The organism is Pseudomonas sp. H3_A02 (assembly GCF_054671965.1).
In genome coordinates, this window is record NZ_CP162807.1 from 4,215,769 (window position 1) to 4,230,663 (window position 14,895).

A 14,895-nucleotide genomic window follows, 5' to 3' on the forward strand; every position below is an offset into this window, starting at 1 on the left:
CTTCTTGCTACTGTTACATGCAGGTTAGCCAAACGACTGTTTCTACTCACATTTCTTTATTTTGGCGCCAAGGATCAGTCATGATCGAAGCCAGTACGTCACGTCGTCTGCTCGTGGTTGATCCCTGCGACGATTGTCATCGCCTGTTGCCAGGGCTGCGCACCATTGGGTGGGAGGTGGACAGTTGTGCCCTCGAACACGCCGGTGATCGGAGCTGTGACGTCGGCCTGTTGCGCTTGCAACCTTTTCACCTGGAGCGCCCGGAAGCGGTCAAGGAGTTGATCAGCCGCAGCGGCACCGAGTGGATTGCTGTGCTCAACCAGGAAGTCTTGCGCCTGCAGAACGTCGGTGATTTTGTCTGCGAATGGTTTTTCGACTTCCATACCTTGCCCTTCGACGTGTCCAGGGTCCAGGTGACACTGGGCCGGGCATTTGGCATGGCGCGCTTGCGGGGACAGGGCTCGATTCACATCGATCAGCCCGAACATGAACTGCTGGGCGACAGCAAGCCGATTCGCGAACTGCGCAAGTTGTTGAGCAAGTTGGCGCCTGCCGAGTCGCCGGTGTTGATTCGCGGTGAGAGCGGCACCGGCAAGGAGCTGGTGGCGCGCACCCTGCATTGTCAGTCTCACCGGCGCAATAAGCCTTTCATCGCCATCAACTGCGGTGCGATTCCGGAGCACCTGATCCAGTCAGAATTGTTCGGTCATGAGAAGGGCGCATTTACCGGTGCTCACCAACGCAAGATCGGACGGATCGAGGCGGCTCATGGGGGCACGTTGTTTCTCGATGAGATTGGCGACCTGCCGTTGGAGTTGCAGGCCAACCTGCTGCGTTTCCTGCAGGAAAAACACATTGAGCGGGTCGGTGGCAGCCAGCCGATTGCGGTCGATGTGCGGATCTTGGCGGCCACCCATGTGGACCTTGAAGCGGCCATCGAGCACAAGCGATTTCGCGAGGATCTGTATTACCGCTTGAACGTATTGCAAGTGGCGATGGCACCGCTGCGCGAGCGCCATGGTGACCTGGCGATGCTGGCCAGCCACTTTTCCCATTTCTACAGCCAGGAAACCGGCCGCCGTCCCCGCAGCTTCAGCGAGGATGCGTTGGTGGCGATGGGCATGCATGACTGGCCCGGCAATGTACGGGAGCTGGCCAACCGCGTCCGTCGTGGATTAGTGCTGGCCGAAGGGCGACAAATCGAAGCCCGGGACCTCGGCCTGGCCAGCCAACAGGGCGTTGCGGCGCCGATGGGCACGCTGGAGGATTACAAGACCCGCGCCGAACGCCAGGCCCTGAGCGATGTGCTCAACCGCCACAGCGACAACCTGAGCGTGGCCGCCAGGGTGCTGGGCGTGTCCCGGCCGACGTTCTATCGTCTGCTGCACAAGCATCAGATCCGCTAGAACTGTCAACCAACACCTCATTGTGGGAGCGGGCTTGCTCGCGAAAGCGGTGTGTCAGTGATATTGACTAACCTGACACTACGCCTTCGCGAGCAAGCCCGCTCCCGCAATGGTTTTGCAGTGCGCTTGGGATATGTGTTCGTCACATATCCCTGAGGGCATCAGAAGTAATACGGGAATTTCAGGCTAAAGGTGAAATCCGGCGCATCGTCGGTCAGCCCTATGGACAGGTTGGGCACGATGGTCAGGTTGTCGGACGCGGCGACGGTCATGCCGATGTTGAAGTAACCGGCGTTGGCGTCGCTGGAGGTCACCGACTCCCAGTCGCCACCGTCCTGTTTGAGCTTGCTTTTCTTTTGGATCAGGTCGGAGACCGAGAACGACATGCTCATCTTCTCGTTCAAGGCAAAGGCAATACCCGCGCCGATCTGGAAACTATCGCCGATCCGCACTTTGCCCGGGACCTTCTGGTTGACCGTGGAGCTGATGTCGTCGAACGATTCTTCGAAGTTATGGGTGTAGGAAAGGGTGCCGAACAGAACGGCCGGGTCGAAGGTCTTGACCAGCGAGAGCCCAGGCGTGATCGACCACACGCCGTTGCCGGTGGGCAGGTCGTCAGGTACGAACAGATTGGTGTTGGCCTGGGACTGGCGCAGCTTGATGCCGAACGGGTCCTTGCCGGTGGGGGCCTTGACTCGCAGGGTGACCACCGCGTCCGGAGAGTTGATCGACTCATCCATGAACTTGTAAGCGATGCCGAAGTTGACGTCGCCAATGGTCGGGTCGCGTGTCACGGTTTCTTCGCTGGTGACACCGGCCGCGCCGCTGTTCGCGCCGCCTGACTGGTACGTGGATTCGCGGTAGACCACCGGCACGTTGAGGTCGAACTGCCAGCGATTATCGAAGTTGTAGCGGCCGGTGAGGTCCAGCGTCCAGGTGTCGGCCTTGATCCGGTCGAGGTTGATGTTGCCCAGGAAAATCGAATCCAGGGCCAGGAAACCGTTGAGGATCAGTTGACGCGTGTCGTAGCGCGAATAGGTCACGCCAGTCTCGAAACTGAATTTACCCCCGCCAAAGAAACCGCTGGCCTCGTCATAGAGGTTGGAGACGCTCTGGGCCGGTTGGGAATCATCGGCCAGGGACTGCCCGTAGCCGCTGCCACCAGCCGTTGCCGTGCCACCGCCGGCCACGGTCTGGTTGCCTTTCATGTCGGCCGGGGATTTGGCCAGGCGCTTGGGCGGCGGCGCGGCGGGTTGGTCCTCCACCTGGCGAACCCGTTGTTCGAGCACCGCCAGGGCCTTTTGCTGGACCTCGTATCGTTGCTTGAGCTCGAGAAGTTCCTGTTTCAGTGCTTCGATATCGGCATCCGGGGCCGCCTGCAACACGGCCGCCGGGAACAACGTGCTTAAACAGATCACAGCGCGCAACGATACGGATCGATACATGAAATATGCCGTCCCTATTTGCCCAATGGTCGGAAATCAGCGTAGTTCAATAACCGAGGTTACGGAGGCCGCGCAGTTGGGTCAGATTGCAGTCCAGTGCCCCGACACTGGCGCCGTTGTTGTTTAGCACCACATTGAGTTGCGTCATGTTGTTGACCAGATTGCTGTTGCCCAGCAGGCGGGTGTTTTGCAGCAAGCCGCCCTGGGCCACTTGTTGCAGGCTGCCGCCCTGGTTGTGGCTGGCCTGGATCGCCATTTGTACGCCGCTGCCGGTGGCGGTGACCGCGACGCTGCCGGCGGCGTTGCTGCCGCTGATGGTCTGGCCCTTGGTCAACAGTTGGCCCTGGGAGGGGACGAGCGCCGGTGCCTGGCTACTCTCCTTCACATTGATGTTGACGTTGTTGTAGGCCGTGTTGCCGTCGCCGGCGGCACGCACGCTCTGGGTCACGCCTTGGCTCGTGCCAAGGCCGGCACCACCGGTAATGTTGCCGCTGCCCTGTTCCGGGACGCTGCCGTTACCGGTCTGCTTGATGGTGGAGACATAGAACTCGGGTTTGACGGTGGCGGCCTGGATCTGCATGGTGCTGGTGGCGCCGATCAAGTCGCCGCTGGCGTTGCGCCAGGTACTGCTCATGACGATGCCGAAGCTGATGACTCGGCCCGGCATGACATAACGACCGCGCAGCTCGGCGAGCTCCTGGTCCTTGACTTCGATGGGTTTGAAGCCGGCATGGGCATAGCCCGAGGCGGTCGCGAGCAGGCAGGCCAGCGACAGCCAGTGTGAAGTTCTCATGTGCTGCTCCCGGAGCGTCCTGCTCCTTTTTGTACTTATTGTTGGCAGTGGTCGGCGATTAGAAAAAGTCGCTCTGTATGAAGCCGAAATCCATCAGTTCCGCATCCCTGACCGGGTTGAAACCGTCCAGCTTGTTACGGGCTGTCAGGGGTTGAGGAGGGCTGCGTAGCGCATTGGTCTTGTCATAGCCCGGGCCGACGATCGCGAAGACGATGCCGTTCCAGCCTTTGACGAACTCATCGTGGGAGTAGCGCTTGTGGCCCAGCACCGGGTCGCCGATGTAGACCCATCGCTTGTCGGCCCGCTGCAACACCACGAAGTGCTTGTAGCCGCGTATTTCCATCAGGACCACCACCGGAATTGTCACCGCTTCGAGTTTCTCTGGCGGTATCCGGTAGCCTCGGGCGCGCATGCCGATGGTCTCCACGTAGCGCTTCATGTCCAGCATGGAAAACCCCTGGGTGCGAACCAGGTTCTGGTCGGCATTGACCAGCATGCCTTTGATGACGTGCTCTTCATCGACGTCAAGCCAATAGGCCTGGCGCAGTACCGTGGCCAGCGCGGCGGCGCCGCAACTGAAATCGGTTTTCTGCTCGACAATGTCGCTGAATTTGCGCTCGCGTACGCTTTGCACCGGTTTGTAGACCAGCATGCCGCCAGGCAGGGCGGCGACCGGCATCTGCGCCGCTTCGGCCACACAGGCCAGGCAGAGCAGCAGGGAAACGGCAGTGACACGCATGATCGATACGCCTAATGGACATCCGGGAAAAAAGCCCCGTTTCCAAGCCACACCCTTTGTAAAGCGTTGAAATGAGTCCGTGGCGAGGGAGCTTGCTCCCGCTGGGCTGCGAAGCAGCCCCTTTTTTGTGAGTGCGATGCACTCAAGCGGGAGCAAGCTCCCTCGCCACAAGACTCATCCCAACCCTAGGTGAACAGCATTGCTGTTGCCGGGGCTTCGTTTCATGCACGCTTACATGCAAGCCCTGCAGCCGGCCGCAATGGACAGCGAGTTGCTTTGCTGGTTGCCCACGCCCGCCGACACGTTGGCGCCGCCGTTACCGGAGAAGCCGTTCATGGAGTTGGTCATGGTGGCGTTGTTGATCACAGGGTTTTTCCAACCGTCGCGGGTCAGCACCTGCTGGGTGTTGCTGCCGGCCAGTTCGAAGGACCCCACGGCGGAGAACTTGAACTTGTCGTCATCGTGACCGCCGCCGTAGCCGCCTTTGTTGCCCCAGCCGCCATGATCGTTGTCTTCGACGGTGCCGGTGCCTTTGGCCTTGAACGTGCCAGAAGCGGCGTAGGTGTTGGTAAGCGTGTCGGTTTTGTAAGTCCGTACGCCCTTGTTGTCGACCACAAGGCCGGTGGAAGACTGGTCAGCCGAGGCAGAGGCCTGTGCGACACGGCCCCCGGATACGGCGATGGCCAGGTTGTTTTTCTGCTGGTTGAAGTTGCCGGCGGTCACGTTGATGCCAATGTTACCGGAGCCATTGTTGCCGGCATTGGTGAGCGAGGCATTGTTTTGCGTGGAGTTGTTTTTGACGTAGTTGTTGTTATTGACTTGCGTGGCGCTGGAGACAGCGACAGCCGAACCGAAGATGAAGCTCTCGTCAGCGGTGGCCAGGGCGGCGGCGTTGTCTTGCTGGTTACCGTCGCCGGCCGCGATGTTGGCGCCCATGTTGCCGTTGCTGCCATTGAGCGAGTCAGTGGCCTCAGCGGTGTTGCGGGTGGCTTGGTTGGTCACGACGTTGCCGTCGCTGTTCTGCACATCCAGCACGGCCGCGCCAGCCCCAGCGGTGATCGAGAGCAGTTGCTCGAACGACGGACCTCTTGGGCCTTGATTGCCGTGGCCGTTACCGTGGCCGTTGCCACGCCCGTTACCGTCGGCCTGTGCAGCCATTGCCATGACAGCGGCGAGAGCGAAAACCAATGGTTTGAGTGCCATTGTAGGTTTCATGGTGTTTCTCCTTGCGTGTCGTTGGTTAAGTGTCGGTACTTTCTTATGTAGCCCCCGGATCAATCAGCGACCCGGATGCTCAGGGTGTTAGCCATGCGGTTCCCCACCCCGGCACTCTGGTTCACCTGGATTACCCCTCGGCTGCCGGTGAAGGCCTGGTCGCTGGTAACGACCTGGCGACTGCCGGTTGGGGTGCCAGTTGCTCCTGAGTTCGGTAGCAGCGCCACGTTCTGTTGGGACAGGGCGCTGTCGTCCATGCTCTGCGGATGGGCACTGATGCCCACCCGCATGACATTGGCCATCTGGTTGTTGGCCCCGGCGGACTGGTTGACGCCCAGCACGCCGTTGCCGTTGCTGAAGGAGTGGCCACCGATGCGGGCGGTGGCGTTCATGGAAGGGTTGGCCTGGGTGTCGACACGTTGCTGCACGTGGGTGCTGGCCTGGGCGTGGCTGCCAATGGCGATGGCCCGGGTGTTGGTTTGCTGGATCTGGTCGCCGGCCGCCTGGTTGACGTTGAAGTTGCCGGTGTAATGGCTGCCGGAATCCTGCAGGTTGGCGCTGCTGACCACCGCGACACCCGAATCGGCAAATACGGTGAAAGAGCTGAGCAGCGAAAGCATGAGCAGGGTGAGTAGAAACAGGACGGGCTTCATGTCACTGGCCTCCCGCCAGCCGGCCCAGCGGGGCCAGGCCGGAACTCAGCGAGCGGTTGATGGTGCCGGAGATCGCGCCACCACTACCGCCACCATGACCGGCATTCATGCCCGGCATGCCGTTGGGGTTGGTGACCACGTTCAGGCCCTGCACACCGGTATTCGGGCTGACGATGTTGCGGATCGACGAGCCGCTGGCCACGCTGGCGAACTCGCCATCGCTCAGTTCGGTGCTGGCGGTCGCCTGGTTGATTCGTTCGGAGGGGTTGGCATTGACGGTGGTCGGGTAGGGATCTTTGCCGCCGTTGCGACCGATTGCGATGGGCTGCACGTCACGGCTGAGCACGATGACGCCGTTGCCCTCGGCCTGTGCTGGCAGGCTGAGCGTTGCGCTGGCGGCGCAGCCGATCATGAGCAGACAGGTCAAACTTCTTTCGAAAGTCCCCACGGCATCGATTCCTTCTTCGGTGGGCTGGCCTTGGTCCAGCGTTGCGAAATGGGGAAGAGCAGGTGTTGTGCCGTGTTTTGAAATACCCGGCAATTCAATGGGTTGGATTAAGCCAGGGGGCGTCGAGGAGGGAACCTGTTTCAGCGTTGAGACAGGGCGGATGACGATCAAATGGCCACCAACCGTTGCAGGGCTCTGGCTCCAGGCTTTTGGGAGGGTGTTTCAGCAGCGTGACAGTCTTGATGACAAGGACATGAAACGTGGTTGAATCCGGGTTTGCTGCGAGTGCGTTGTTTCAGAAGTGAAACAAATCAAGCGGCGGTCAGGCTTCAAGCAGTTGGGTAACGGTTGCAAACACTTGCTTCCGGCGTTGCACCCAGTTGCCCTGAATGACCTGGAAAGGTTGCCGATGTTGGCTCAGCCAAGTCTCGATCGCCTGGAAAAACGTCAGCCGCTCTGCCAGCTCGGGCTGGCAACGCAAACCGTCGCCGGTCCATTCGACCTCCTCGGGACTCAACAACAGGTGCAGGTCGTAATGGCGGGCCAACAACGCCGGCTCGAGCCAGTCCGGGCAATCGCCGAACAGGGTCTGGCTCCAGAGAATGTTGCTCAACAGGTGAGTGTCGAGGATCAACAGCGCCGGTCGGCCGGCACGTGCCTCGTCTTCCCAGGCCAATTGGCCGGAGGCGATGTCGGTGATGTCGGCCAGGCAGGTATCGCGTTGGGTCTGTTCCATGAAATGGCGCACGTACTCGTCTACCCGCACGCCACCGAAATGCGCCTGCAATTGCGCCGCCAACCAGCTCTTGCCGCTGGATTCCGGGCCGGTCAGTACCACCACCTTCATGCGCGCAGGGCCGGGTCGGCGCGCCATTCCCGCCAGCCTTGCACGGCGAGCAGGGTGAACAGGGCGTAGAGCGCGGCGGTCAGGTGCAAGCCTTTGTAGATGAACAGGCCAACGAAGATCACGTCCAGGGCGATCCACAGCGGCCAGCATTGCACGCGTTTCTGTGCCATCCACCACTGGGCCACGAGGCTGAACCCCGTAAGCGCGGCGTCGAGCCAGGGCTGGGCGGCGTCGGTCCAGTGAGCCATGGCAGCGCCCAACAGCAGGCTGCCCACCGCGCCGATGGCCAGGCCGAGCAACACCGACGGCCCACCGAGGCGGCTGACCTGACGCCCATCATGATTGCGTCCGGCACGGGTCCATTGCCACCAACCGTAGAGTTGCAGCACCGCGTAGACAACCTGCAGCAGCATGTCCGAGTACAACTTCACCTCGAAAAAAATCCAGCTGTACAGCAACACCATGACCAGGCCGATTGGCCAGCACCAGGGGTTCTGCTTGACGGTCAACCAGACGGCGATCACGCCGAGGGCTGCGGCAAACAGTTCAAGCCCGGACATGGCAGTTCCTTGGGGAAAGAGGAGAGGGCGGCGATTGTAAACGCTATGGCGTGGAGAGCTCCAATACCAATGTCGTAAATGGGCTGGCGCTATCGCGAGCAGGCTCGCCCCCACCGCGGTTTTGCGTTGGTCTCTGGTTTGGTACTCGCCACAAATCCCCTGTGGGAGCGAGCTTGCTCGCTCCCACAGGGTTGGCTACCGATCTTTAGACTCGGAATTGCTTGAGCAACCCATTCAACTGTTCACTCAACGCCTTGAGGCGGCTGCTTGCCTGGCTGGACTGTTCGGCGGCCATGGCGGTGCTATGGGACAGGCCGGCGGCCTGGGTGACGTTCTGGTTGATGTCTTCCACCACATGGGCCTGTTGCAGGGTGGCGCTGGCGATGGAGGCGTTCAGGCTGTTGAGGTTGCGCAGGGCCTGGCCGATGGCGTTGAGGCTGGCACCGGCGAGGCCGGCCTGTTCGATGGTCAGTTGCGAGGCACGGCTGCTGTCGCCGATGACTTTCACGGCGGCTTCGGAGTGGGTTTGCAGGCGCTCGATCATCGCCTGGATCTCGGCGGTGGATTTCTGCGTGCGCTGGGCCAGCAGCCGCACTTCATCAGCAACCACCGCAAAGCCCCGGCCTTGCTCGCCGGCGCGGGCGGCTTCGATCGCGGCGTTGAGGGCCAACAGGTTGGTTTGTTCGGCGATGGAACGAATCACCTCCAGCACACTGCCGATCTGGGTGCTTTCACTCGCCAGGGTGCGAATCACTTCCACGGCTTGATCGATGGTCTGGGACAAGCGGTCGATCTGCTGCAAGCTCCCATCGATGTTGACCTGGCCTTGCTGGGCCTGGGATTCGGCGTCGCGCATCTCACTGGCCGCGTGCTCGGCGTTCTTGGCCACGTCCTGCACGCCATAGGTCACTTCGTTGATCGCGGTGGCCACCAGTTCCATTTGTTGTGACTGTTGCTGGCTGCGTTCCTGGGCTTGAGCCGCGTCGTTGCCCAATTCGTTGGAAGATTGCCCCAGCTCGCTGGCCGAGGCCTGCAACTGGCTCACCACCTGGCGCAATTTGGCGGTAAAAGCGTTGAAATGCCGGGCCAGTTGCGTGACTTCGTCCTGGCCGTGGGTGTCGAGGGTACGCGTCAGATCGCTTTCGCCGCTGGCGATATTGGCCATGGCGTTGACGGTTTCTTGAAGCGGGCGGACGATGCTGCGCACAATCAGAGTCAGCAGAAGGCCCATGACCAGGGTGATCGCCAAGCCAATCAACGAAGCCTTGATCAACTGGGACTGGAACTCTGCCTGGACGTCGTCTACGTACACGCCGGAACCGATGATCCAGCCCCACGGTTCGAACAGTTTGACGTAGGAAGTCTTGGCGACCGGCGCTTCGGCGCCCGGCTTGGGCCAGAGGTAATCGATGATCCCGGCACCCTTGGCTTTGGCGATGGCGACCATCTCGTTGAACAGCGCAAAACCGTTCGGGTCGCGGATCGCCGAGAGGTTCTGGCCTTCAAGCTTCGGGTTGGTCGGGTGCATGACCATGACCGGCGTCAGGTCGTTGATCCAGAAGTAATCGCTCTGGTCATAGCGCAGGCCTCGCACGGCGCTGAGGGCTTGCTTCTGCGCTGCCTCGCGGGTCAGGGTGCCGGCGGTTTCCAGCCCATGGTAGTAGCTCAGTACACCACTGGCGGTCTGCACCACATGCTGGGTCTTCTGCACCTTGGCCTGATACAGGTCCGTGTGGATCTGCTTGAGCATAAAGGCGCCTAGCGTGAACAACATCACGATGGCCACGACCAGGATGAGCCACAAGCGTCGGCTGATCGACACACTGCGCAAGCTATTCATACGCTGTCACTCCGGTTTCTTATTCTTGTCATTAACGACGGCCGGCACTTTAGCGCCCGGCGGCTATCCATGATTGACCTGGGTCATAACGCGGCAGCGTTATCAGGGCTTGTCTGATAGGATTTCGGCCCCGCAGCGCAAAACCTGAGTCTGTTCTGATTTTTCATTGGTTTTTTTTGAAAGGTCGCGGTTATCGTGCAGCCGCTGCGTGTACCTGCATGACACTTGAATATTGATAAGACCTGCTTGAACAGCGTCTTTTTTGGGGGATGAATGGATTTGTGGACGGCCTTTTCGGCATTGATTCTTGGCGTAGTGGAAGGCTTGACGGAGTTTCTGCCGATTTCCAGCACGGGGCACCAGATCATTGTCGCCGACTTGCTCGAGTTCGGTGGCGAACGCTCGATGGCATTCAACATCATCATTCAGCTGGGCGCGATCCTCGCGGTGGTCTGGGAGTTCCGGCGCAAGATCTTCGACGTGGTGCTGGGGCTACCGACGCAACCCAGCGCTCGCCGGTTTACCGCCAACCTGCTGATCGCCTTCCTGCCGGCCGTGGTCTTGGGCGTGCTGTTTGCCGACTGGATCCACCATTACCTGTTCAACCCGATCACCGTGGCCGCCGCGCTGGTGGTGGGCGGTCTGGTGATGCTCTGGGCCGAGAAGCGTCAGCACCAGGTGCACGCCGAGACGGTGGACGAGATCTCCTGGAAGGACGCACTGAAGGTTGGCCTGGCCCAATGCATAGCGATGATCCCGGGCACCTCCCGTTCCGGCGCGACCATCATTGGTGGCTTGCTGTTCGGTCTGTCGCGTAAAACTGCTACCGAATTCTCGTTCTTCCTGGCGATGCCCACCATGGTCGGTGCGGCCGTCTACTCGGGCTACAAGTACCGCGAACTGTTCGTCCCGGCGGATTTCCCAGTGTTCGCCATTGGTTTTGTCACGGCGTTCATTTTCGCCATGATCGCGGTCAAGGGCCTGCTGCGGTTCATCGCCAGTCACAGCTACGCCGTGTTCGCCTGGTATCGAATCGCTTTTGGCCTGCTGATCCTGGCCACCTGGCAGTTCGGCTGGGTGGACTGGACCGCCGCCAAGCCATGAACGATTCAGGCAACCGCAAACGTGCCGGGCGCAACGCCGACGGCGCCGTGCAGCACCTGCGGCTCAAACTGACGGTGTTTGCCCTGGTCTGTGCCTTGCCGCTGTTCGGTTCGCTGCTGTTCGGGCTGCGGGCGGTGTCGTGGGTGCCGATGGGGGCCTATGGCGTCGTCAGCGTGGTGGCGTTCCTGCTGTACTGGAGCGACAAGCGCAAGGCGCGCGCCGACGCCTGGCGTACCCCGGAGAATGTGTTGCATGCGGTAGAGCTGGCCGGCGGTTGGCCCGGCGCCTTGCTGGCCCAGCAGCTGTTTCGCCACAAGACCCGCAAAGTCTCATTTCAAGTGGTGTTCTGGTTCATCGTGCTGTTGCACCAGGTGTTCTGGATCGACCAGTTGTTCCTGGGCGGTTATCTGTTGGCGTTGTCCTAGTGGGGGAGCGAGCTTGCTCGCGATAGCGGTGGTTCAGTCGCTGCCGCCACTACAGCAATAACCCAACCTGGGTACGCTTCGGTAACTTGCTGACCACCAATTGATGAGAGCGGCGCAGCAAATTGCGCAGCTCTTCAGCCCCCAGCGGGTAGGGCACCTGCATGATGACCCACTGGGCCCGCGCCAGGTACGGCGCGGGGTGAATGTCCGGGCGGTCGCAATGACCCAGGAACAGATCCTTGTCGACCTTGAACGCCAACGAGTCGCCCCGCAGGCCCTGGAGGGCGAACATTTTGTTCCCGGCAATGGAAAATACCCGCACGCCACCCCATTTGTAGTCTTCCCTGGCACCGGGCAAGTCCAGGCAAAACCGCGCGACATCCTCTTCGCTCAAACTCATAGCGTTCTTTCTCCACAGCCCTCGAAGGCTTCCACCAAATGATCGATCCAGGCACGCACCGCCGGCAACATGCCGCGCCGATGCGGGTAGACCGCCTGGAGCCAGCCGTCGGGCAATGACCATCCAGGCAGCAGCTCCACCAGTGTGCCGTCACGCAATTCCTGCTCGCAATACATGCTTGGCAATAAAGTGAAGCCCAGGCCGGCGAGGGTGCAGGCCCGACGCACAATGAAGTCGTCGATGCCCAGGCGGGCCTCCAGGCTCAGTTCGGCCTGCTGCCCATCGGCCTTGACCAGACGCAGATGCACCAGGCGATCGGCTTCCAGCGCCCCTAACACCGGTAAGGGCTTGAGGTCGTCCGGGGTTTCGATCCGTCGCCCTTCAACGAACGCGGGGCTGGCCACCAGCATCAGGCGTGCCCGGCGCAAACGCCGGGTCATCAGCAGTGGGTCTTCGTCCCCCAGGTCGCGCACGCGCAGCGCCACGTCGATGCCTTCGCCGATCAGGTCGACCCGGCGGTTGAGCAGGGTCATTTCCAGCTGTACCAGGGGGTATTTCACCAGGAAAGTTTCGATCACCACCGGCAGGAACTGATGGGCCAGGCCCACCGGGCTCGACACCCGCAAACGGCCACGGGGCTCGCTGGACATGCTCGCCACCGCTTCGTCGGCCATCTCGGCCTCCAGCAACATCGCCTGGCAATGGCGCAGATAAGGTTCGCCGACCGCGGTCAATTTCAACTGGCGGGTGGTGCGCTGCAGCAGGCGGGCGCCGAGGCGTTCTTCCAGCTCGGCGATACGCCGCGACAGTCGCGACTTGGGAATGCCCAGCAAGCGCCCGGCCGCCGCGAATCCGCCGGCTTCGACGACTTTGGCGAAGTAATACAAGTCATTGAGGTCTTGCATGGTGAGCTCGATTGTCCTGTCAGTAGGACAAACTATCGCATTTATGCCGACTTATCGATCATTGGCTTCATCGATAGGATGGTCGCCAATTGATCGCCTGGTCGGTCCTCACTTGGAGAGCACTCACATGAAACTGCTGCACATCGATTCGAGCATCCTCGGCGACAACTCCGCTTCCCGCCAATTGAGCCGTGAAGTGGTTGAAGCCTGGAAAGCGGCCGAGCCAGGTATCACCGTCACCTATCGTGACCTGGCCGCCGACGCCATCAGCCATTTTTCCGCCCAGACGCTGGTTGCCGCCGGTACCAGTGCTGAATTGCGCGACGCCGCGCTCAAGTACGAAGCGGACCTTAGCGCCGAGACAATGGCAGAGTTTCAGGCGGCGGATGCGCTGGTTATCGCCGCGCCGATGTACAACTTCAGCATTCCGACCCAACTCAAGGCCTGGATCGACCGCATTGCCGTGGCCGGCCAGACGTTCCGCTACACCGAAGCTGGCTTCGAAGGCCTGTGCGGTGGCAAGAAGCTGGTGATCGTTTCCACCGCCGGAGGTTTGCATGCCGGGCAGCCTAGTGGTGCAGGCCATGAGGATTATCTGAAAGTGATGTTTGGTTTCCTGGGCATTACCGAGATCGAATTTGTCCGTGCGGAAGGGCTCGCCAAGGGCGACGACATGCGTAGCAAGGGCATGAGTGAAGCCCATGCGCAGATCGGCGAACAATTCGCCGCTGCGTAAAACCTGCGTAAAGGCACCAAGTGCTTCGGGCAACCTTCGCAAAACCCTGTATTCTCGTGGTCATTGGATGGCCGGGATGCAGGGTTTTGCTGCATTCGGCGCCGGGGATTCTGGCGCAGGTTATGCACGGCCAAGGCGACGAGCGACGGAGCCTTCCCGTGCGCTGGTGAAGGTGGACGATTCGATGACACGTTTTGGTGCAACGCTGCTGCTTTGCTTGTTTGCCAGTCTCGGTTCCGTGCAGGCCGCACCGGGGCCGCATCCGCATTGGAGCGCTGGCTTCCATGAGCTGAGCTTTCTCGATCCGCTGGATCAGCAGCCGATGCACGCTATCGCCTTCTATCCGTCCATCGACCGGGAACAATCCAGCCTGCTAGGTGGCTACCAGATCGACGCCGCGCCGGACGCCCAGATCGCCATCGGCCGCTTTCCGCTGTTGATGTTGTCCCACGGCAATACCGGCACGCCGCTGGCCCTGCATGACTTGGCCACTTCGCTGGCGCGCAAGGGATTTGTCGTGGTGGCGGTGATTCATCCCGGCGACAATGCCCAGGATCACAGCCGGCTTGGCACCCTGAGCAACCTGTATGGGCGGCCGATCCAGATTTCCGAAGCCATTACCGCAACGCTCAATGATCCGATGCTGTCGCCGTTCGTTAACGCCGGGCAGGTCGGGGTGATCGGCTATTCGGCCGGTGGCGAAACCGCGCTGATCCTGTCCGGCGCGACGCCGGACCTCAATCGCTTGCGCCGTTACTGCGTGGAGCGGCCGGACGACCGTGATGCCTGCAACACCCAGGGCGAACTGATCGCTGACCGCGATGACCTGCAACCGGTGGCCGATCCCAGGGTCCGGGCATTGCTGCTGATGGCGCCGTTGAGCCTGAAATTTGGCCGTCACACCCTGGCCGATGTCCATGTGCCGGTGCTGTTGTACAGCGGCGATGGCGACAAACTCGTGGCTTTCGACAAGAATGCCGCCGCTTTGGCCCGCAAGCTGCCCACCGCACCGGATTTCAAGACCTTGGCCGGCGCTGGCCATTTTGTCTTCCTGGCGCCGTGCACCGACGAGCAGATTGCCGCGATGCCAGCACTGTGCACGGATGCTGACGGGGTCGACCGCAAGGACATCCACCGCACCATGATTTCCGAGGCCGGCCGCTTCTTTGGCGAGGCCTTGGGCAAGCCGACCCGGGCGGGGATGAGGACGGCTGATCAATGAGGATGACCGATCAATTAGGATGGTGTGTATATCCGTTGCTGCGGTAACGGCGGCTTAGGGTTCCGCCCTTACGGCGGGTCACTTTTGGAAGAGCGCCAAAAGTAACCAAAAGCGCTTTGCCGGTATGACTCACCCACATGGGTTACAAATCAGTTCA

Annotated in this window: 16 protein-coding genes; 5 read left to right on the forward strand and 11 right to left on the reverse strand. The window is 61.0% G+C overall.

Features of this window, described 5'->3' with window-relative positions; all coding sequences use genetic code 11:
* The first annotated feature begins 80 nt into the window (after positions 1–80).
* Positions 81–1,406 carry a sigma-54 dependent transcriptional regulator gene (locus AB4N80_RS18600; protein ID WP_122565502.1) on the forward strand — a complete coding sequence of 442 codons (1,326 nt, stop codon included), beginning with the start codon at positions 81–83 and terminating at the stop codon, positions 1,404–1,406.
* A gap of 161 nt (positions 1,407–1,567) precedes the next feature.
* Here AB4N80_RS18600 and AB4N80_RS18605 read toward each other — a convergent pair whose 3' ends face one another.
* The 9 genes from AB4N80_RS18605 to AB4N80_RS18645 all read right to left on the reverse strand — a co-directional run bounded on the left by AB4N80_RS18605 (position 1,568) and on the right by AB4N80_RS18645 (position 9,946).
* The gene (locus AB4N80_RS18605; protein ID WP_122565501.1) at positions 1,568–2,851 is read right to left on the reverse strand and encodes a transporter; all 1,284 of its coding nucleotides are present in this window, start codon (positions 2,849–2,851) and stop codon (positions 1,568–1,570) included.
* 46 nt (positions 2,852–2,897) lie between these two features.
* Positions 2,898–3,644: a hypothetical protein gene (locus AB4N80_RS18610; RefSeq protein WP_122565500.1), complete on the reverse strand. Its 747-nt coding sequence runs from the start codon at positions 3,642–3,644 to the stop codon at positions 2,898–2,900.
* Positions 3,645–3,702: 58 nt separating this feature from the next.
* Positions 3,703–4,383: a C39 family peptidase gene (locus tag AB4N80_RS18615; RefSeq protein ID WP_122565499.1), complete on the reverse strand. Its 681-nt coding sequence runs from the start codon at positions 4,381–4,383 to the stop codon at positions 3,703–3,705.
* A 231-nt stretch (positions 4,384–4,614) separates the two neighbouring features.
* A complete protein-coding gene (locus tag AB4N80_RS18620) occupies positions 4,615–5,598 on the reverse strand; it encodes a heme utilization protein (protein ID WP_122565498.1) in 984 nt (327 codons plus the stop codon).
* A 59-nt stretch (positions 5,599–5,657) separates the two neighbouring features.
* Positions 5,658–6,251 carry an adhesin gene (locus tag AB4N80_RS18625; protein WP_122565497.1) on the reverse strand — a complete coding sequence of 198 codons (594 nt, stop codon included), beginning with the start codon at positions 6,249–6,251 and terminating at the stop codon, positions 5,658–5,660.
* A gap of 1 nt (position 6,252) precedes the next feature.
* Entirely contained in the window at positions 6,253–6,699 is a 447-nt protein-coding gene (locus AB4N80_RS18630) for a hypothetical protein (protein ID WP_122565496.1), read from the reverse strand.
* 322 nt (positions 6,700–7,021) lie between these two features.
* The gene (locus AB4N80_RS18635) at positions 7,022–7,546 is read right to left on the reverse strand and encodes an AAA family ATPase (protein ID WP_122565856.1); all 525 of its coding nucleotides are present in this window, start codon (positions 7,544–7,546) and stop codon (positions 7,022–7,024) included.
* The gene (gene pnuC, locus AB4N80_RS18640; protein WP_122565495.1) at positions 7,543–8,106 is read right to left on the reverse strand and encodes a nicotinamide riboside transporter PnuC; all 564 of its coding nucleotides are present in this window, start codon (positions 8,104–8,106) and stop codon (positions 7,543–7,545) included. Before pnuC ends, AB4N80_RS18635 begins: the two co-directional genes overlap by 4 nt.
* A gap of 205 nt (positions 8,107–8,311) precedes the next feature.
* Positions 8,312–9,946: a methyl-accepting chemotaxis protein gene (locus AB4N80_RS18645; protein WP_122565494.1), complete on the reverse strand. Its 1,635-nt coding sequence runs from the start codon at positions 9,944–9,946 to the stop codon at positions 8,312–8,314.
* A 273-nt stretch (positions 9,947–10,219) separates the two neighbouring features.
* Between AB4N80_RS18645 and AB4N80_RS18650 the strand changes: the two genes are divergently transcribed.
* Both AB4N80_RS18650 and AB4N80_RS18655 read left to right on the forward strand, forming a co-directional pair.
* Entirely contained in the window at positions 10,220–11,050 is an 831-nt protein-coding gene (locus AB4N80_RS18650) for an undecaprenyl-diphosphate phosphatase (protein ID WP_122565493.1), read from the forward strand.
* Positions 11,047–11,475, forward strand: a complete 429-nt coding sequence (locus tag AB4N80_RS18655; RefSeq protein WP_122565492.1) for a DUF1294 domain-containing protein — start codon at positions 11,047–11,049, stop codon at positions 11,473–11,475. Before AB4N80_RS18650 ends, AB4N80_RS18655 begins: the two co-directional genes overlap by 4 nt.
* 49 nt (positions 11,476–11,524) lie before the next feature.
* Here AB4N80_RS18655 and AB4N80_RS18660 read toward each other — a convergent pair whose 3' ends face one another.
* Complete coding sequence (locus tag AB4N80_RS18660; RefSeq protein ID WP_460078163.1) at positions 11,525–11,875, reverse strand: MmcQ/YjbR family DNA-binding protein; 351 nt, start codon at positions 11,873–11,875, stop codon at positions 11,525–11,527.
* Entirely contained in the window at positions 11,872–12,780 is a 909-nt protein-coding gene (locus tag AB4N80_RS18665) for a LysR substrate-binding domain-containing protein (RefSeq protein ID WP_122565490.1), read from the reverse strand. Before AB4N80_RS18665 ends, AB4N80_RS18660 begins: the two co-directional genes overlap by 4 nt.
* Positions 12,781–12,907: 127 nt before the next feature.
* Between AB4N80_RS18665 and AB4N80_RS18670 the strand changes: the two genes are divergently transcribed.
* A complete protein-coding gene (locus AB4N80_RS18670; protein ID WP_122565489.1) occupies positions 12,908–13,516 on the forward strand; it encodes an FMN-dependent NADH-azoreductase in 609 nt (202 codons plus the stop codon).
* A gap of 184 nt (positions 13,517–13,700) precedes the next feature.
* On the forward strand, positions 13,701–14,738 hold the full coding sequence (locus tag AB4N80_RS18675) for an alpha/beta hydrolase family protein (protein WP_305481650.1): 1,038 nt from the start codon (positions 13,701–13,703) through the stop codon (positions 14,736–14,738).
* Positions 14,739–14,895 lie beyond the last annotated feature (157 nt).